The sequence below is a fragment of the Dactylosporangium sp. NPDC000521 genome (genome assembly GCF_042898305.1).
In the GTDB taxonomy this organism is placed as follows: domain Bacteria; phylum Actinomycetota; class Actinomycetes; order Mycobacteriales; family Micromonosporaceae; genus Dactylosporangium.
Genome location: NZ_JBIAYW010000004.1, coordinates 136,629 through 152,598 on the forward strand (window position 1 = coordinate 136,629; position 15,970 = coordinate 152,598).

At 72.9% G+C, this 15,970-nt stretch carries 19 protein-coding genes; 6 read left to right on the forward strand and 13 right to left on the reverse strand.

Annotation, left to right across the window (positions count from 1 at the left end):
- Window positions 1–125: 125 nt before the first annotated feature.
- Genes ACFY3L_RS14755 through ACFY3L_RS14775 form a run of 5 tightly spaced genes read right to left on the reverse strand, consistent with a single transcriptional unit; the run spans window position 126 to window position 4,531 of the window.
- Complete coding sequence (locus tag ACFY3L_RS14755) at window positions 126–1,817, reverse strand: ATP-binding protein (RefSeq protein WP_389322902.1); 1,692 nt, start codon at window positions 1,815–1,817, stop codon at window positions 126–128.
- Complete coding sequence (locus ACFY3L_RS14760) at window positions 1,814–2,851, reverse strand: SpoIIE family protein phosphatase (protein ID WP_389322904.1); 1,038 nt, start codon at window positions 2,849–2,851, stop codon at window positions 1,814–1,816. The genes ACFY3L_RS14755 and ACFY3L_RS14760 overlap by 4 nt, the downstream gene beginning before the upstream one ends.
- Entirely contained in the window at window positions 2,839–3,252 is a 414-nt protein-coding gene (locus tag ACFY3L_RS14765; protein WP_389322906.1) for an ATP-binding protein, read from the reverse strand. Before ACFY3L_RS14765 ends, ACFY3L_RS14760 begins: the two co-directional genes overlap by 13 nt.
- A complete protein-coding gene (locus ACFY3L_RS14770) occupies window positions 3,249–3,656 on the reverse strand; it encodes an STAS domain-containing protein (RefSeq protein ID WP_389322908.1) in 408 nt (135 codons plus the stop codon). Before ACFY3L_RS14770 ends, ACFY3L_RS14765 begins: the two co-directional genes overlap by 4 nt.
- Window positions 3,656–4,531, reverse strand: a complete 876-nt coding sequence (locus tag ACFY3L_RS14775) for an STAS domain-containing protein (protein ID WP_389322910.1) — start codon at window positions 4,529–4,531, stop codon at window positions 3,656–3,658. Before ACFY3L_RS14775 ends, ACFY3L_RS14770 begins: the two co-directional genes overlap by 1 nt.
- 116 nt (window positions 4,532–4,647) lie before the next feature.
- Between ACFY3L_RS14775 and ACFY3L_RS14780 the strand changes: the two genes are divergently transcribed.
- Complete coding sequence (locus ACFY3L_RS14780; RefSeq protein ID WP_389322912.1) at window positions 4,648–4,926, forward strand: DUF6582 domain-containing protein; 279 nt, start codon at window positions 4,648–4,650, stop codon at window positions 4,924–4,926.
- A 55-nt stretch (window positions 4,927–4,981) separates the two neighbouring features.
- On the opposite strand, the gene ACFY3L_RS14785 is transcribed toward ACFY3L_RS14780, so the two are convergent.
- The gene (locus ACFY3L_RS14785; protein ID WP_389322914.1) at window positions 4,982–5,968 is read right to left on the reverse strand and encodes a malate dehydrogenase; all 987 of its coding nucleotides are present in this window, start codon (window positions 5,966–5,968) and stop codon (window positions 4,982–4,984) included.
- 68 nt (window positions 5,969–6,036) lie between these two features.
- Window positions 6,037–6,828 carry a methyltransferase domain-containing protein gene (locus ACFY3L_RS14790; protein ID WP_389322916.1) on the reverse strand — a complete coding sequence of 264 codons (792 nt, stop codon included), beginning with the start codon at window positions 6,826–6,828 and terminating at the stop codon, window positions 6,037–6,039.
- Window positions 6,829–6,869: 41 nt separating this feature from the next.
- Here ACFY3L_RS14790 and ACFY3L_RS14795 point away from each other — a divergent pair, with 41 nt between their 5' ends.
- Window positions 6,870–7,118 (forward strand): hypothetical protein, encoded by a 249-nt coding sequence (locus ACFY3L_RS14795; protein ID WP_389322918.1) that lies wholly within the window; start codon window positions 6,870–6,872, stop codon window positions 7,116–7,118.
- A 256-nt stretch (window positions 7,119–7,374) separates the two neighbouring features.
- Here the strand turns inward: ACFY3L_RS14795 and ACFY3L_RS14800 are convergent, their stop codons facing one another.
- The 5 genes from ACFY3L_RS14800 to ACFY3L_RS14820 form a co-directional block, all read right to left on the reverse strand.
- Window positions 7,375–7,734, reverse strand: a complete 360-nt coding sequence (locus ACFY3L_RS14800) for a hypothetical protein (RefSeq protein ID WP_389322920.1) — start codon at window positions 7,732–7,734, stop codon at window positions 7,375–7,377.
- An 87-nt stretch (window positions 7,735–7,821) separates the two neighbouring features.
- Window positions 7,822–8,283, reverse strand: coding sequence for an SMI1/KNR4 family protein (locus ACFY3L_RS14805; protein WP_389322922.1), 462 nt, complete (start codon window positions 8,281–8,283; stop codon window positions 7,822–7,824).
- A 121-nt stretch (window positions 8,284–8,404) separates the two neighbouring features.
- Window positions 8,405–9,448: an endonuclease III gene (gene nth, locus ACFY3L_RS14810; RefSeq protein WP_389322924.1), complete on the reverse strand. Its 1,044-nt coding sequence runs from the start codon at window positions 9,446–9,448 to the stop codon at window positions 8,405–8,407.
- A 70-nt stretch (window positions 9,449–9,518) separates the two neighbouring features.
- A complete protein-coding gene (locus tag ACFY3L_RS14815) occupies window positions 9,519–9,980 on the reverse strand; it encodes a hypothetical protein (protein ID WP_389322926.1) in 462 nt (153 codons plus the stop codon).
- Window positions 9,977–10,549: a TetR/AcrR family transcriptional regulator gene (locus tag ACFY3L_RS14820; protein WP_389322927.1), complete on the reverse strand. Its 573-nt coding sequence runs from the start codon at window positions 10,547–10,549 to the stop codon at window positions 9,977–9,979. The genes ACFY3L_RS14815 and ACFY3L_RS14820 overlap by 4 nt, the downstream gene beginning before the upstream one ends.
- 55 nt (window positions 10,550–10,604) lie before the next feature.
- Between ACFY3L_RS14820 and ACFY3L_RS14825 the strand changes: the two genes are divergently transcribed.
- The 4 genes from ACFY3L_RS14825 (at window position 10,605) to ACFY3L_RS14840 (ending at window position 15,163) form a co-directional block, all read left to right on the forward strand.
- Window positions 10,605–11,810 (forward strand): FAD-dependent monooxygenase, encoded by a 1,206-nt coding sequence (locus ACFY3L_RS14825; RefSeq protein WP_389322929.1) that lies wholly within the window; start codon window positions 10,605–10,607, stop codon window positions 11,808–11,810.
- 46 nt (window positions 11,811–11,856) lie between these two features.
- Window positions 11,857–14,175 (forward strand): endopeptidase La, encoded by a 2,319-nt coding sequence (lon, locus tag ACFY3L_RS14830; protein WP_389322931.1) that lies wholly within the window; start codon window positions 11,857–11,859, stop codon window positions 14,173–14,175.
- 144 nt (window positions 14,176–14,319) lie between these two features.
- Window positions 14,320–14,754 carry a DUF1877 family protein gene (locus tag ACFY3L_RS14835; protein WP_389322933.1) on the forward strand — a complete coding sequence of 145 codons (435 nt, stop codon included), beginning with the start codon at window positions 14,320–14,322 and terminating at the stop codon, window positions 14,752–14,754.
- Between the two features lie 43 nt (window positions 14,755–14,797).
- Window positions 14,798–15,163: a hypothetical protein gene (locus tag ACFY3L_RS14840; protein WP_389322935.1), complete on the forward strand. Its 366-nt coding sequence runs from the start codon at window positions 14,798–14,800 to the stop codon at window positions 15,161–15,163.
- A 27-nt stretch (window positions 15,164–15,190) separates the two neighbouring features.
- Here ACFY3L_RS14840 and ACFY3L_RS14845 read toward each other — a convergent pair whose 3' ends face one another.
- Window positions 15,191–15,940, reverse strand: a complete 750-nt coding sequence (locus ACFY3L_RS14845; RefSeq protein ID WP_389322936.1) for a PP2C family protein-serine/threonine phosphatase — start codon at window positions 15,938–15,940, stop codon at window positions 15,191–15,193.
- Window positions 15,941–15,970 lie beyond the last annotated feature (30 nt).

A 15,970-nucleotide genomic window follows, 5' to 3' on the forward strand; every position in this document is an offset into this window, starting at 1 on the left:
CATGGTGACCAGCTCCTCCGCTACGCTCCGGGCCGGTCACGACGCCACCTCCGCTACGCTCCGGCGCCGCCGCGACCCAAGACTGCGCCCATGGTGACCAGCTCCTCCGCTACGCTCCGGGCTGGTCACGCTGTGACCCGGGCGACGACGTCGGCGACCAGCCGGCGGGTCAGCGCCGGCTTGGCCAGGACGGCGGCGGCGCCCTCGACATGCCCCACGTCGGCGCCGGTCACCACCACGACGGGCACGTCGCGCAGCTCCGGCACGCCGGCCAGCGCGGCGATCAGCTCCCCGCCGTCACCGCCCGGCATCCACAGGTCCAGGAAGATCACCGACGGCCGCTCCCGCGCCGCGATCGCGAGCGCCGAGCGGGTGTCGGCGGCCTCGTGCACGTGCTCGGCGATGCCGGTCAGGTGCTCGCGCAGCATCTGCCGGGCGGCCGCCTCGTCGTCGACGACGAGGACCGCGGGCACGTGCGGCAGGTTCTGGTCGTCCTCCCGCGTGGGGCGCAGCGGCAGGTCGAGGGTGAAGGTGCTGCCCTCCCCCGGCTCGCTGACCATGCTGAGCCCGCCGCCGAGCAGGGTCGCCAGGCGCCGCGCGTAGGGCAGCCCGAGGCCGGTCCCGCCCGTCTGGTGCGCGCCGCGCACCTGATGGAACTCCTCGAAGACGCGGCGCTGCTCGGCGAACGGGATGCCGATGCCGGTGTCGGCGACCGCGATGTGCAGCCGGCCGTCGAGCACGAGCGCGCTCATCGCGATGCTGCCCGCGTCGGTGAACTTGAGCGCGTTGGTGAGCAGGTTGCGCAGGATCTGGGTGAGCAGCAGCTCGTCGGTGACCAGGTCCACCGGCTCGGCCGGGTCGGCGATCTCGAACCGCACGCCCGGCTTGGCGAGGGGGCGCAGGGTGCCGCGCAACTGGCCGAGGACCGCGCCGAGGTCGACCGGCGCCCAGTTGGGCTCGATCCGGTTGGACTCGGCCTTCGCGAGGTCCAGCAGGTCGTTGACGCGGCCGAGCAGGTCGGCGGCGGAGCCCTGGACCAGCTCCAGCTGGTGCGTCTGGTCGGCGGTGAGCGGCTCGGAGCGGGGGTCGAGCAGCAGTCGCGTCAGGCCCATGATGGCGGTCACGGGCGCGCGCAGCTCGTGCGACACGTTGGCCAGGAAGCGGCTCTTCGCCTCGTTGGCCTGCCGCAGCTGCGCGGAGCGCTCCTCCAGCTCCGCGTACAGGGCGACGACACCCTGATTGGTCTGCTCCAGCTCCTCGGACAGCTGCGTGTAGAGCGCCATCACCCCGCGGTTGGTCTCCTCCAGCTCCGCGTTCAGGGTGAGCAGCTCGTCGCGGTGCGCCTGGACCTCCTCCAGGGCGCTCACGAGCTGCCGGTTCTGCACACTGAGCTCGTCCAGTGCGGTGGTGGGCCGGCTGGCGGCCAGCTCCTCCCGTGCCACGGCCAGCCGTTCCGGACCGACCTGGGCGGGCAGCCTGCGCACCAGGCTGATCCGGTCCCGTTCCACGTGCACCTCGTCCATCAACCGCCCTGCAGCCCCTGTGCCCTCGGGCGGACTGATCCCGATGCCGTCCGCTGCTACAACGATGACCAATCGGGGCCGTCCGGAAACCTCGGCGGTGAACGTCACGGTGGCGCCGATCGCGTGCCGGCCGATCTCGCTGAGCGCGGTGGCGACCCTGACCTGGTCCTGATGCTCCATGCCGACGGCGGCGGCGACCTCACGGCCGCGCTGGCGCACCACGAACACGTCCTGGTCCTCGTGCAGTGTCATGCGCAGCAGCGGCGCAGGCTCCGGCTCCCTCGGCGCGTTCACGGGCGCACCGCCGCCACGCAGGCGTCGTCGCGGCGCACCCCGGCGTCGCGCAGCAGGGTGCCGGCGATGAGCAGCGGGTCCTGGCGGCTCAGGCCCGGGTAGTCACGCAGGTTCCAGCGGTCCGACACGCCGTCGGAGTGCAGGACGACCACCGCCTCCGGCGGCAGGTCGTAGGTGAACTCGCGGACGCCCCGCGACTGGTGCCCGACGATGCCCGGCATGCTGACCATGCCTCGGCGCTCCCCGGCGGGCGAGGCGATCACGCCCGCCACGTTGCCCAGGCCGGCGAAGCGCACCGTGCCGCCCTCGACCCGGGCCACCGACACGGCCGCGCCCCGGGTGTGCGAGATCACCCGGTGCAGGTGCCCCACGATCGCCGCGGGCGCGTCGAGGTCATCGGCGGCGAGGAACGCGTCGACAGCGGCGGACGCGGCCGTCGCGGCGAGGGCGCCGTGCCCGAGACCGTCGGCGACGAGCACGAGCAGCGCGTCGCCGCGCACCCGCGCCGCCCAGCGGTCGCCGCACAGCGTCTCACCGGTGATCGGCCGGGTCAGGCCGGCGACGACCGGCACCCCGGCGTCCCGGCGGTCGGGCCACAGCTGCGCGGTCAGGACGGTGCCACGGCCGGGCAGCGAGTAGCCGCCCGAGTGGCTCGACAGCCGGCGCACCGCGCCCAGCCCGATCCCCAGGGTGCCGGCGGTGCTCGTACCGTCGGAGCCGCTGAAAACCAGGTCCGCCATGCCCGGACCGCTGTCGACGGCCACCAGCTCCACCGCGCCGATGTCACCGCTGCGCAGGCAACGCACCGACAACGCTCCCACGTCGGCATGCCGGTGCAGGTTGCTCGCCAGCTCGGCGGCGACGATCGCCACCTCGCCGGTGCGCTCGTCGCTGAAGCCGAGCCGGCGGGCCAGGTCGACGGCGACGCGCCGGGCGACACCCGCCGCGCCCGCCTCGTCGACAGGGATCCAGCCGAGCTCCTCGACGAGCGGGATGTGCCTGGGGACCTGCGTGGGCGGCGTCACCGTGCCCACTTGGTCACCGTGATCCGGGTGCCCTCCCCGGCGGCGGTGACGATGTCGAACTCGTCGACGAGGCGGCGCGAGCCGCTGAGGCCGAGCCCCAGGCCGCTGCCGGTGGTGTAGCCGTCGGTGAAGGCCAGGTCCAGGTCGGCGATGCCCGGCCCGGTGTCGGCGAACTCGGCGCGAACCCCGGCCCGCCGCCCGTTGTGCACCTGCCTGACCACGGCGTGGCCGCCGCCGCCGTGGATGAGCGTGTTGCGCGCCAGCTCGCTCGCCGCGGTGACCAGCTTCGTCTGGTCGACGAGCGGCAGCTTCGCGGCGATCGCCATGACCCGGACCGCCTGGCGCACCCGCACCACGTCCTTGTCGTCGGCGATCTGGAGCCGCTGCTCGTCTTGCTGCTGCTGGGTCATACGGGCACGTCGTCGGAGCCACGGAAGCCCAGCACACCCACGCCGCGGACCTGCTTCGCCTCGGCGAGGATCTCCAGGGCCTTGTCGACGTTGAGCGCGGTGCGGACGCCGCTGAGCGACAGGCCCAGCTCGACCAGGGTGATCGCGACCGCCGGGCGCATGCCGACCACGACCGTCTCGGCGTCCAGCACCCGCGACACCGACGCGATCGTCGACAGCATCCGGCCGATGAACGAGTCGACGATCTCCAGTGCTGAGATGTCGATCACCACGCCGTGCGCGCCGGTCTCCACGATCCGGTCCGACAGGTCCTCCTGCAGCTGCAGGGCGGTCTGGTCGTCGAGGTCGATCTGGATCGAGACCAGCAGGATCTCGCCGATCTTCAGGACGGGGACGCGGTCCATTACAGTGCCTTGTCGCGGCTCGCCCGGCGGACCAGCTCGACACCACTGGCGCGCAGCGCGTGCAGCAGCGCGTCGGCGAGGTTGGACTTCGTCACGATGTCGCCGAACTCGATGCCCAGGGCCACCACGGTCTGCGCGATCTGCGGCCGGATGCCGGAGATGATGCACTCCGCACCCATCAGCCGCGCCGCCACGACCGTCTTCAGGATGTGCTGCGCGACCTGCGTGTCCACCGCCGGCACGCCGGTGATGTCGACGATCGCATACCCGGAGCCGGTCTCGACCAGGGTCTGCAGCAGCTTCTCCATGACCACCTGGGCGCGGGCCGAGTCGAGCGTGCCGACCAGCGGCACCGCGACGACGCCCTCCCACAGCTTCACGACCGGCGTCGACAGCTCCAGCAGCTGCTCGGTCTGGTCGGCGATCACCGACTCGCGGGCCTTCGTGTAGGTCTCGAACGTGAACAGGCCCATGTCGTCGACGAGCAGCGACAGCACGAGGAAGTCGGTCGTCGCCAGGTCACCCGCACCGGCCGCACCGGCCTCGCCCAGGCCGAGCACGACCTCCTTGACGGCGAAGACGAGGCTCGCCGTCTCGCTCGGCGTGAAGCCCTGCCGGGCCCACGCCCGGGACAGCTCCGCGAGGGCCGCCCGCGACTCGCCGCTGTCGGCACCCGCGACATCGCCGTCACTGTCCGTGCCGAGCATCGCCTGCAGCGCGTCGAACACGTCCCGCACCTGCCGGGTCAGCTCGATGCTGGTGAGCCGGCCACGCAAGGTGCGGGCGGAGATCTCCGTCCAGTGCCGCACGATCGCTTCCTCGTGCGCCGCCAGGAACGCACTCAACCGCTGCCGCGCGTCGGCATCCACCTTCACTCGTGATCTCCTTCGACCTCGTCCGTCGGACCAGACGGTACCGTCCCGCACAGCCAGCGGCGAACGTTGCACCAGATCGGTGTGTCACAACCGCGCCACCCGGGAACGAATACGGCATGGAGACGACCTGGAGACCATTCGAGGCACACGGCACCCTGTCCGAGGAGACCCGCGAGCGCCTGCCCGACAGCGTCTACGCGTTCCCGGAGCAGCGCAAGCTGCCGCTCACCGACGCCAAGCACGTGCGCAACGCGGTCGCGCGGTTCGACCAGGTTCGCGGCGTCAACGACAAGGACCGCGACCTCGCCTTCGCCAACCTGGCGGTGGCGGCGAAGCACTATGACGTGGAGCTGTCCGAGTCGAGCTGGCACGAGCTCGGCCGCACGCCCCACTGAGACCGCTGGCCCGCTCACCGTGCGGGGTGGGCGGGCCAGCGCACTTCCGCAGGGCTCAGATCAGGCCCAGGCGCTCCACCGCGGTGCGCTCCTCGGCCAGCTCGGCGACCGACGCGTCGATCCGGGCCCGGGAGAACTCGTCGATCTCCAGACCCTGCACGATCTCCCACTTGCCGCCCCGCGAGACGACCGGGAACGACGAGATCAGGCCCTCCGGCACGCCGTAGGAGCCGTCGGACGGCAGCGCCACCGACGTCCAGTCGCCCTCGGCGGTGCCGTTCACCCAGTCGTACACGTGGTCGATCGCGGCCGACGCGGCCGACGCGGCCGACGACGCGCCGCGCACGTCGATGATCTCCGCGCCGCGCTTGGCGACCCGCGGGATGAACTCGTCGGCGTACCACTGCTGGTCGCCGACGGCCTCGGCCGCGTTCCGCCCCGAGACCTCGGCGTGCAGGATGTCCGGGAACTGCGTCGCGGAGTGGTTGCCCCAGATCGTGACCTTGCGGATCTCCGACACCGGCACGCTCAGCTTCTGCGACAGCTGCGCCACGGCCCGGTTGTGGTCCAGGCGGGTCATCGCGGTGAACCGGTCCGCGGGCACGTCCGGCGCGTTGCGCTGGGCGATGAGGGCGTTGGTGTTGGCGGGGTTGCCGACGACCAGGACCCGGATGTCGTCGGCGGCACCGGCGTTGATCGCCTCGCCCTGCGGCTTGAAGATGCCGCCGTTGGCCTCCAGCAGGTCGCCGCGCTCCATGCCCTTCGTGCGGGGGCGGGCACCGACGAGCAGGGCGACGTTGGCGCCCGAGAACGCCTGCTTCGGGTCGTCGAACACGTCCACGCCGGCCAGCAGCGGGAACGCGCCGTCCTGCAGCTCCAGCGCGGTGCCCTCGGCGGCGCGGGCGGCCTGCGGGATCTCCAGCAGGCGCAGCTTGACGCGGGTGTCGGCGCCGAGCAGCTGACCGGACGCGATGCGGAACAGCAGCGCGTAGCCGATCTGGCCGGCGGCACCGGTCACGGTTACGTTCACGGGCTCACTCATCAGAGTTTCTCCTGCGGCAGCGGCGGGTGTGCTTCTCCACACAAACTATCCCCGCCCCCAACGACCGTTCACCCACTGTCGTGCCGATGTGGCTTGCAGCACTCGATCAGGTAGCGGGTGGAGTACGCGACGAACGGCCCGTCCGCCCGGATCCGCTCGTGCAGGGCGCGCAGCTGCTCGCGGTACGCCGCCACGGTGAACCCCGGCACGATCCAGATCACCTTCCGGAGGAACACCGCGACGGCGGCGACGTCGCGGAACTCCATCCGCAACCTCACCTCCCGCAGGTCGCGCACCTCGAGGCCGGCGGCTCGCGCGTCGGCGGCCGCGGTGTCCGGGTGGCGGCCCTGGCCGACTGGGGTCGGGCCGAGCATCGCCTCGGTGACCTCGTGCGCGGAGCCGACGCCGACGTGCTGGGCGAGGTAGGTGCCGCCGGGGCGCAGGACCCTGGCGATCTCCGGCCAGACCGCGACGACCGGGTGCCTGGCGCTGACGAGGTCGAACGTGGCGTCGCCGAACGGCAGCGGATCCTCGTCGGCGACGTGGGCGACGGTGCCGCCGTACGGTGCGAGCGCCCGCCTGGCGAGCTCGACGTTCGGCTCCCAGGACTCGGTCACCGCCAGCGGCGAGGGGGCCCGCTCGGCCGTCTGGCCGGCCCGGCGCAGCGCCCAGGCGACGACCTCGCCGCCGCCGGTCTGCACGTCCAGGGCGCTGCCGGTGGTGCGGTAGCGCTCCGCGAGCAGCTCCGCGTAGCCCCAGGGCGGCCGCTCCTCGGTGGCGCGGCCGGAGAACCAGGAGAAGTCCCAGCCCTCGACGGGGACGGACGCGCCCTCCTCGAGCAGGGCTTCGAACTCTGACATGACGTGGTTGCACCTTCCGTTGCCGGGGAATCACTGACAGCATGACGATCATTCCGCAGACCCAGACGTTGTGGCTGGCCACGGCCGCCGACGAGGACATCCAGGCCGGCCGGGTCATCGGCTGGGAGACCGAGCACGTGCAGCCGCTGCCGCTGGTGGCGTGGACCGACGAGACCGGCCTGCTGAGCCGGGTGGGCACACCCGTGAACGCGGTCGTGTGGCTCGGCGAGACCCGCGGCGAGGTCATCGAGTCCGCGCAACGCGAGACCCGGCAACCCGCGTTGCGTTAGCGGCTCCTGTACGACTGACGCCACATCACGCACGCAGGGGGCGGCCCGGCCGGGTTCGTCCACGCGGGTGCCCTGGACGCACCGCGGCGCTCGCGTCGCCCGCTGCTCAGGCGGCGGTGCGGGGCCGGGCGGTCGCGCCGCGGACGAGCTCGGGTCGCTCCCGCATCAGCTCGTTGAGCCGGACGTGCCACGTCGACATGTGCCAATGCTGCGCCGTCCTCGAACCGTGACGCAACCCACTTCGCGTCCCGGAGGTCTACGAGTTCACCGTGGGTGTCTGGCCGGGTGGCGGGTGATCGTGAGGGCCGGGGGGCTTGACGATCGCCCGCTGCTCGACCTCCCGCCGGTGCCAGCCATCGAAGGTCTGGCGCTTGGTGGCGGCGCGCTCGGCGACCGCTGTCTCGATGCCGTTGGCCGCCGCGAGGTAGCCGAGCGCCGCGAGCAGGTCGCCGCACTCCTCGATCAGGCGGTCGCGCAGGTCCGTGCCGTCGTGGTGCTCGGGACGCCCGCCCATGGCCACCAGTTTGCCGGCGACCTGGAGCAGCTCGCCGGCCTCCTCGGCGACCTTCGCCAGCCCCGGCCACACCTCGGCCCCGATGCCGAACGGCTCGGTCACCGCGGCCCACCGCCCGCCGCGCGCCGCTCATCGACCGCCGCCCGCCGCGCACAACCCGGCGCTCGGTGCCGCCGCGGCGGACGCCGCTCATCGCCCGACGCGCAGGCCCTCCGCGGCGACGAACTCGAGGAAGTCGTCGGCGGCCGGTTCGACGGCGCCGTCCTCGTGGTACCGGAAGCTGACCGCGTCCTCGCAGATCCCGTCGCGGACCACGAACCCCCAGTAGTCGCCGGTGCCGACCGGGGCGACCGCGACGAACCCGGATCCGTGCTCGTCGACGGGCTCGTTGGCGCCGAGCAGCGTCTCCACCCAGCGGCGGCCCTCGTCGGCTGGGAGGAGCTCGACGAAGAGGAAGCGGCCGGCACCGTACCGCAGCAGGAACCCGCGATACTGCTCCGGCAGCCGCACGCCCAGCTGCCGCTGGACCCGGACCAGGTCGGCCTCGGTCGCCCGCCAGTGGTCGAAGACGGCGACGTCACCGTCGCGTTCGAGGGCCGCGTAGCGCCGCAACGCCTGCCGCAGCAGGACGTCGAAGTCGGCGAATCGCATTGCGGCAGTCTGCCACCGGCGGCCGCTCCGGCGGCGCCCGGCCCTTGTCCACCGGCCACGCCGGCCATGCGGCGGGCGTCGCCGGCGGCCACGTCAGCGACGCCGAGCCCTTCTCCGGTGGTCACTTCAGCAGTGCCCTGGCCTTCTCCGGGTCGAGCTCGCCCTTGCCGCCGAGGCCGGCCGACGGGCACTCCTCGGCGAGCGGGCAGGCGCCGCACGCGGGCTTGCGGGAGTGGCAGGTGCGCCGCCCGTGCAGGATCAGCAGCAGGTTGACCGGCACCCAGTCCTTCTGCTCGAACAGCGCCGCGACGTCGGTCTCGGTCTTCTCCACGTCCTTCTCCGGCCCCCACGCGAGCCGGTGCGCGACCCGGCCGACGTGCGTGTCGACGGAGATCGCCGGCGTGGCGAACGCGTTGCCCAGCACCATGTTGGCCGTCTTGCGGCCCACCCACGGCAGCTCGATGAGCTCGTCGAGGGTCTTCGGCACCTCGCCGTCGTGCCGCTCGACGAGCGTCGCCGCGAGCTTCATGACGATCTGCGTCTTCTTCCGGAAGTACCCGACGGGCTGGAGGATCTCCTCCATGTCGGCCGGGTCGGCGGCGGCGAGGTCGGCCGCGGTCGGGTACTTGGCGAACAGCACCGGCGTGACCAGGTTGACCCGCTCGTCGAGCGTCTGCGCGGCGAGGACGGCGGCGACGAGCAGCTGCAGCGGCGACTCGAAGTCCAGCTCCAGGACCGGGTCCGGATACCGGGTGGTGAGCAGCTTGAGGATCCGCCGGGCCCGGCGCGTCTGCTCGAGGTCCGGACCGGCCGCCACGACCGCCACGGCCGCCTCGGCGACGGTCCCGGCGGCCTTCGCGGCCTTCTTCGCGGCGGCCTTCTTCGCCGGCGAACCCTCGGTGGCGGCCGTCGCCCCGGCCTTCCTGGCGGTGGCCTTCTTCGCCGGCAGCGCCTCCGTGGCGGTCGTCTCCGCGGCCTTCCTGGCGGTGGCCTTCTTCGCCGGCAGCGCCTCCGTGGCGGTCGTCGCCGCGGCCTTCCTGGCGGCGGCCTTCTTCGGCGCTGCCTTCCGCGGCGCCGCGTTCTCGACCGGCGTGGCGTTCACCGCTGCGGCGGTGGCGTCCGTCGGTGCGGTGGCAGCTGTCGTGGTCCTGTTCCGGCTCGGCACGCTGATGAGCCTACGTCGGAACGCCGGCCCGCCGGGGACCGCCGCGCGCAGTCCCCGGCGAACATGCCGGTCAGTGTCTGAAGCCGCCCACGATCGCGCGCAGCTCCTCGGACATGGCGGTCAGCTCGACGGCGGCGGTGTGGGTCGCCTGCGCGCCGTGCATGGTGTTGTCGGCGGCCTGCACGACCTCGCCGATGCCGCTGTTGATGCGGTCCGCGCCGCTCGCGGCGACGTTCAGGTCGGTGGCCATGCTGGTGGTGACCGCGCTCTGCTGCTCGACGGCCGAGGCGGTCGTCGTCTGGTACTCGTTGATGCGGCCGATGACCCGGGCGATCTCCCGGATGGAGGCGTTCATCTCCTCCGCGCCGGACGCGACGGCCTGGACGCTGCTGGAGACCTCGTGCGACGAGCCGCTGATCTTCGACACCTCACCCGCGGTGCGCTCGGCGCCGTCGACGAGCCCCCGGCTGGCCTGCTGCAGCTCGCCGGCGCGGTCGGGAGCTGAGCAGTACCCGACAAACCGGGCAGTCACAGTGAGGCGGCGACCATCCGGAGCGCCTCGGCGAGGTCGCGGCCGGAGGGGGCGTTGGCCGGGTCGATCAGCCACTGGGTCAGCACGCCGGTGATCAGCGCCTGGTAGAACGAGCCGAGCTGGAACGCCTTCTGCGGCTCGGCCGCGGCGTCGACGCCGTGGAACACCGACGCCCACAGGCCGCGGGCGTCCTGCATGCCCTCCGAGATCATCGCCCGGATCGCCGGCGCGTGCTCCATCTGCACGAACGCGTCGAACGACGCCATGAACGCCGGGCGGTGCGTGCCCATCGAGGCGATGACGCTGCTCCAGTACGCCTCGAAGCGCTCACGGCCGTGCAGCCCGTCGGCGTCGGTGGCGAGCAGCGCGGTGGCCAGCTGCCTGCCCCAGTCCTCGAGGGCCTTCTCGAGGGCCGCGTTGAGCAGCGCCTCGGTGGATCCGTAGTGGTAGCCGATCGAGCCGAGGTTGGTGCCGGACGCGGCGACGATGTCGCGGGCCGTGGTGCGCCCGTAGCCCTTCTCGTAGATGCAGCGCACGGCGCCGTCGAGGAGGTCCTCGCGATGTCCCATGGTCCAGATCCTAGGGTCTATACAAGCGTATAAGACGAATGTATATTTCCGATCCATGGACATCCTCATCTCCGGAGCGAGCGTCGCCGGCCCGTCCCTCGCCCTGTGGCTGCACCGCACCGGCCACCGGGTCACGGTCGTGGAGCGCGCCCCCTCGCTGCGCGGCGGCGGGTACGCCGTCGACTTCCGTGGCCGCGTCCACCTCGAGGTCCTGCGGCGGATGGGCCTCCTCGACGCCCTGCGGGCGAGGGCCACGCACATGGGCGACATCGCGGTCGTCGACGCGGCGGGCACGGTCAAGGCCGCCATGCCGTCGGCGATCTTCAGCGGCGACCTGGAGGTGCTGCGCGGCGATCTCGGCGCGGTGCTGCACGAGGCCACCCGCGACGACGTCGACTACGTCTTCGGCGACTCGATCGCCTCGATCACGCAGGACGCGGACGGCGTCGACGTCACCTTCGAACGCGGCGCGCCGAGGCGGTTCGACCTCGTCGTCGGCGCCGACGGGGTGAACTCCAGGGTCCGCGAGCTGGTCTTCGGCCCGGTGCCGCAGCAGTCCCTCGGCGTCTACGGCTGCATCTTCACGATGCCCAACGAGTTCGGCCTGGACCGTGCGGCGCTTATGTACAACGAGCCCCGCCGTACCGTCACGATCGCGGGCGTCACACCCGACAAAGCCGTTGTCTCTCTGTTCTTCACCTTGGATCAGGCACCGGCGCGCAGCCGCGACGTCGATCAGCAGCGACGCCTCGTCGCGGACGCGATGCAGGGAACCGGCTGGCGGGTGCCGCGCCTGCTCGAGGCCATGCGCACCGCGCCCGACTTCTGGTTCGACGGCACCGCGCAGATCCGGATGGACCGCTGGTCACACGGCAGGGTGGCGCTGCTCGGCGACGCCGGCTACGCGGGCGGGCCCGGCGGCAACGGCACCGGCCTCGCGGTCGTCGGCGCCCACGTGCTCGCCGGCGAGCTGGCCACGCTCCCCCATCCGCAGGCCTTCGCGGCGTACGAGCGGCGCCTGCGACCCTACGTCGCCACCTGCCAGAAGCAGGCGTCCGGCGGCGCCGACTTCCTCGTCCCGTCCACCGAGCGCAAGATCGCCCAGCGGGACCGCTTCTTCCGCACCATCCGCTACCTGCCGCCGGTGAAGCACCTGTTCAGGCACCTCGCGACACGGACCGCGACCGCCTTCGACCTGCCGGACTATGGTGTCCTGGGTCACACACGGGACCTTTCGGGGAACAGAGGGAACGCTTTGTAACTTAAGCCTGACACGCTCAACCCCACAGTGATGGCAGGTGTCTGACATGGCTACTCTCCCGGTTCTTCCCCTGACCGACGACGTCCTGCTCCCCGGCATGGTCATCCCCGTGACGCTCGACGCCACCACGCAGGCGGCCGTCGACGCGGTGCGCCTGAATGCAAGCACTGGCGGCGACAAGCGGGTCCTCGCGGTGCCGCGGGTCGACGGCGCATACGGCTCGTTCGGTGTCGTCGCCGTCCTCGAGAAGGTCGGCCGGCTGCCCAGCGGCGAGCCCGCGGCGGTCGTCCGCGGCCTGTCCCGGGCCCGCATCGGCGCCGGCGTCCCCGGCCCCGGCGCGGCGCTGTGGGTCGAGGCCACCCTGCTCGACGAGCCCGCCCCCGCCGGCAAGGCGAAGGAGCTCGCCCGCGAGTACAAGGCCCTCGTCATCGGCGTGCTCCAGGAGCGGGGCGCGTGGCAGGTCATCGACACCGTCGAGCGCATGACGGACCTGTCGGAGCTCGCCGACTCCGCCGGCTACGCGCCGTGGCTGACCCTGGAGCAGAAGATCCAGCTCCTCGGCGCCCCCGACGTCACCGCCCGCCTGGAGCTGCTCGTCGAGTGGGCCCGCGCGCACGCCGCCGAGCAGCAGGTCAACGAGAAGATCAACCACGATGTCCGCGAGGGCCTGGAGAAGACCCAGCGCGAGTTCCTGCTGCGCCAGCAGCTCGCCGCGATCCGCAAGGAGCTCGGCGAGGACGAGCCGTCCGGCTCGGCCGACTACCGGGCCCGGGTCACCGAGGCGACGTTGCCGGATGTCGTACGCGAGGCGGCACTGCGCGAGGTCGGCCGCCTGGAGCGGGCCAGCGACCAGTCGCCGGAGGCCGGCTGGATCCGCACCTGGCTCGACACGGTGCTCGAGATGCCGTGGGACGTCCGTACCGAGGACAACACCGACCTGGCGCAGGCCCGGGCGATCCTCGACGCGGACCACGCCGGCCTCGCCGACGTGAAGGACCGCATCCTCGAATACCTGGCGGTCCGCAACCGCCGGGCGGCGCTGGGCAAGGAGGTCGTCGGCGGCCGCGGCTCCGGCGCCGTCCTCGCCCTCGCCGGCCCTCCCGGGGTCGGCAAGACCAGCCTCGGCGAGTCCGTCGCCCGCGCGCTGGGCCGCAAGTTCGTCCGCGTGTCCCTCGGCGGCGTCCGCGACGAGGCCGAGATCCGTGGCCACCGCCGCACGTACGTCGGGGCCTTGCCGGGCCGGATCGTCCGCGCCCTGCGTGAGGCCGGTTCGATGAACCCGGTCGTGCTCCTCGACGAGGTCGACAAGCTCGCCGTCGGCTACGCCGGCGACCCGGCCGCGGCCCTGCTCGAGGTCCTCGACCCGGCGCAGAACCACACCTTCCGCGACCACTACCTCGAGGTCGACCTCGACCTGTCCGACGTGCTGTTCCTGGCCACCGCCAACGTGGTGGACACCATCCCCGGCCCGCTGCTGGACCGCATGGAGCTGGTGACCCTCGACGGCTACACCGAGCAGGAGAAGGTCGCCATCGCCCGCGACCACCTGTGGCCCCGCCAGCTCGACCGGGCGGGACTGTCTTCCGACGAGGTCACCATCAGCGATCATGCTCTGAGCACGATCGCCGGCGAGCACACCCGTGAGGCGGGCGTCCGGCAGCTGGAGCGGGCCCTGGCGAAGGTCCTGCGCAAGGTGGCGGTCGCCTACGACGGCGCGCCGGTGCACGTGGACGACGTGGTCAAGTACCTGGGGCGGCCCCGGTTCACGCCGGAGTCGGCCGAGCGCACCGCCGTTCCCGGCGTCGCGACCGGCCTCGCCGTCACGGGCGCCGGCGGCGACGTGCTCTTCATCGAGGCGACCTCGATGGAGGGCGAGCCCGGCCTCACCCTCACCGGCCAGCTCGGTGACGTGATGAAGGAGTCGGCGCACATCGCCCTGTCGTACCTGCGCTCCAACGGCCGTCGCCTCGGCATCGACCCGAACGAGCTCGCCGGCCGCCGCATCCACCTGCACGTCCCGGCGGGCGCGGTGCCGAAGGACGGCCCCAGCGCCGGCATCACGATGGTCACGGCGCTGGCGTCCCTGGCCACCGGCCGGCCGGTCCGGCCCGAGTTCGGCATGACCGGCGAGGTCACCCTGGCCGGCCGGGTCCTGCCGATCGGCGGGGTGAAGCAGAAGCTCCTGGCGGCGCACCGGGCCGGCCTCACCGAGGTCATCATCCCGAAGCGCAACGAGCCCGACCTCGACGACCTGCCGGAGGAGGTGCGGTCGCAGCTGACCGTGCACGCCCTCGCCGACGTCGCCGACGTGCTCGCTCTCGCCCTGCGCCCCGCGGACGTCTCCACCCTGGTCCCGTCCGCCTGACGACGACGCCCGAGCCCGCGGTGGTGGCTTCGCTTCCAGGGCCGCCACCGCGGGCTCCCGGCTGTCCGGAGCATCGACCCTGCTCCGTCGCCCTGCTCCGTCGCCCTGCCCCGTCGCGCCGAGGCCGGCGGTAGCATCACGGCCGTGCTGGACGGCGCGCTGTACGCGATCACCGACGCGCAGGAGCGGTGGCTGCTCGCCCTCGACGCGGCCGAGGTTCGGCACTTCGCCGAGACCGCCGACGACGCGCCCCCGCATCTGTACCCCGTGACCGCCGGGGTCGGCACCGCCTGGGCGCCGATCCAGCGGTGCCTCGGCGAGGAGTACCCGCTGTCGCACGCCCTTCTCGGCGGGCGGGCGCTGTGCGACGGCGAGGCGGTCGTCCGGCACGTCACCGCCGCGCAGGCGCAGGCCGTCGCGCTCGCGCTGCGGCAGGTCGACGAGCAGTGGCTGCGGCACCGGTACGAGCACCGCGTCGGCGGCGACCCGGATCCCGCGATGGCCGTGTTCCGGCGCCTGCGTGACTTCTACGCCGCCGCGGCGAAGGCCGCCCGGGCCGTGATCTTCACCGCCGTCTGACCGCCTGCGTACCTCCGGATCGCGGTGCGTTAGGTTGGGCGGCGTGGATGATCAGCTGGCGTGCCGCCTGCGTGTCGCGGGGGACGTGTTCGACCTGGCCGGACCGGCGGACGCCCTCCGGGAACTCGCCGCCCGGCTGCGGACTGCGGGCGACGTGCACGAGCAGCGCATCCTCAACGGCACCTTCGTCCAGCGGCGAGCCGGTGGGCCGGTCACGGTCGCGCTGCGGGGCGGTCCTGCCCTCGAGGTCACCGGCTCGGACGAGGCGCTCGAAGCGCTGTGGGACGCTCTCGAGATCGTCGCCTCGGAGGCGGACGCCGCTCCTGACGCAGACGGTCCGGCACCGCACCGGCACGTGGAGGCGCTGACCGTGACCGCCGAGCGACCCGCCGCCGAGCTGGTGATCTGAGGCTCCCGTCCGCGGTCCGGCGCGGCCTCAGAAGACCTTGACGACGACGGCGGTGGCGTTGTCGCGGCCGCCGGCCTCCAGGGACGCCGCGACCAGGGCGGACGCCATCGCGTCCGGGGGCGCGCCGGAGCTCAGCGTCGCCTCCATGCGCTGGTACGGCACCTGTTCGGCGATGCCGTCCGTACACAGGCAATAGACGTCGCCCGGGAACATGGTGACGCTCAGGACGTCCGGCTCGGGCAGGCCCGGGTGACCGATGAAGCGGTGCAACTGGTAGCGGGCGGCCTCGGCCTGCGGCGAGTCGGCGGGGAACCAGCCGTGCACGGCGCCGAGCCACGCCTCCGTGTGGTCGATGGTGAGGAGCTCGAGGAGGCCGCCGCGCAGCCGGTACACCCTGGAGTCGCCGATCTGCGTGACCCACGCCCCGGTGGCGTCGGCGACCAGGGCGGTGAGGGTGCAGCCGGTCAGCTCGCGCAGGGACTTGCCGGCGGCGCGGACCTGCCGCTGGGCGTCGGCGACCGCGGCGAAGAGCGGCTGCGGTGCGAACGGCCCCCGGTGCTCCTGCACGGCGGTCGTGAAGATGTCCACGGCGGTGCGGCCCGCCGTGCGGCTGCCCTCGCCCGCGCCCATGCCGTCGGCGACGACCGCGCACAGGCCCGGCCGGCGCTGCAGCTCGGCGGTGTGCAGCACGTCGAAGTTGGCCGGATACCGCCGGCCGATCTCCGTGGCGGTGCCGACCTGCAAGCGGCGCCCCGCGCCCTGGACCTCGATCGTCATCGACGTGAGCGTAACCCGGGCAGACCCCGG

Bases quoted from the DNA above. Each gene is read 5' to 3' on its own strand.
- ACFY3L_RS14770 (WP_389322908.1), bottom strand. From the start codon at position 3,656: ATGGACCGCGTCCCCGTCCTGAAGATCGGCGAGATCCTGCTGGTCTCG.
- ACFY3L_RS14825 (WP_389322929.1), top strand. From the start codon at position 10,605: ATGGACATCCTCATCTCCGGAGCGAGCGTCGCCGGCCCGTCCCTCGCC.
- ACFY3L_RS14785 (WP_389322914.1), bottom strand. From the start codon at position 5,968: ATGAGTGAGCCCGTGAACGTAACCGTGACCGGTGCCGCCGGCCAGATC.
- ACFY3L_RS14790 (WP_389322916.1), bottom strand. From the start codon at position 6,828: ATGTCAGAGTTCGAAGCCCTGCTCGAGGAGGGCGCGTCCGTCCCCGTC.
- lon (WP_389322931.1), top strand. From the start codon at position 11,857: ATGGCTACTCTCCCGGTTCTTCCCCTGACCGACGACGTCCTGCTCCCC.
- ACFY3L_RS14765 (WP_389322906.1), bottom strand. From the start codon at position 3,252: ATGACCCAGCAGCAGCAAGACGAGCAGCGGCTCCAGATCGCCGACGAC.
- ACFY3L_RS14805 (WP_389322922.1), bottom strand. From the start codon at position 8,283: ATGCGATTCGCCGACTTCGACGTCCTGCTGCGGCAGGCGTTGCGGCGC.
- ACFY3L_RS14845 (WP_389322936.1), bottom strand. From the start codon at position 15,940: ATGACGATCGAGGTCCAGGGCGCGGGGCGCCGCTTGCAGGTCGGCACC.
- ACFY3L_RS14795 (WP_389322918.1), top strand. From the start codon at position 6,870: ATGACGATCATTCCGCAGACCCAGACGTTGTGGCTGGCCACGGCCGCC.
- ACFY3L_RS14820 (WP_389322927.1), bottom strand. From the start codon at position 10,549: ATGGGACATCGCGAGGACCTCCTCGACGGCGCCGTGCGCTGCATCTAC.
- ACFY3L_RS14780 (WP_389322912.1), top strand. From the start codon at position 4,648: ATGGAGACGACCTGGAGACCATTCGAGGCACACGGCACCCTGTCCGAG.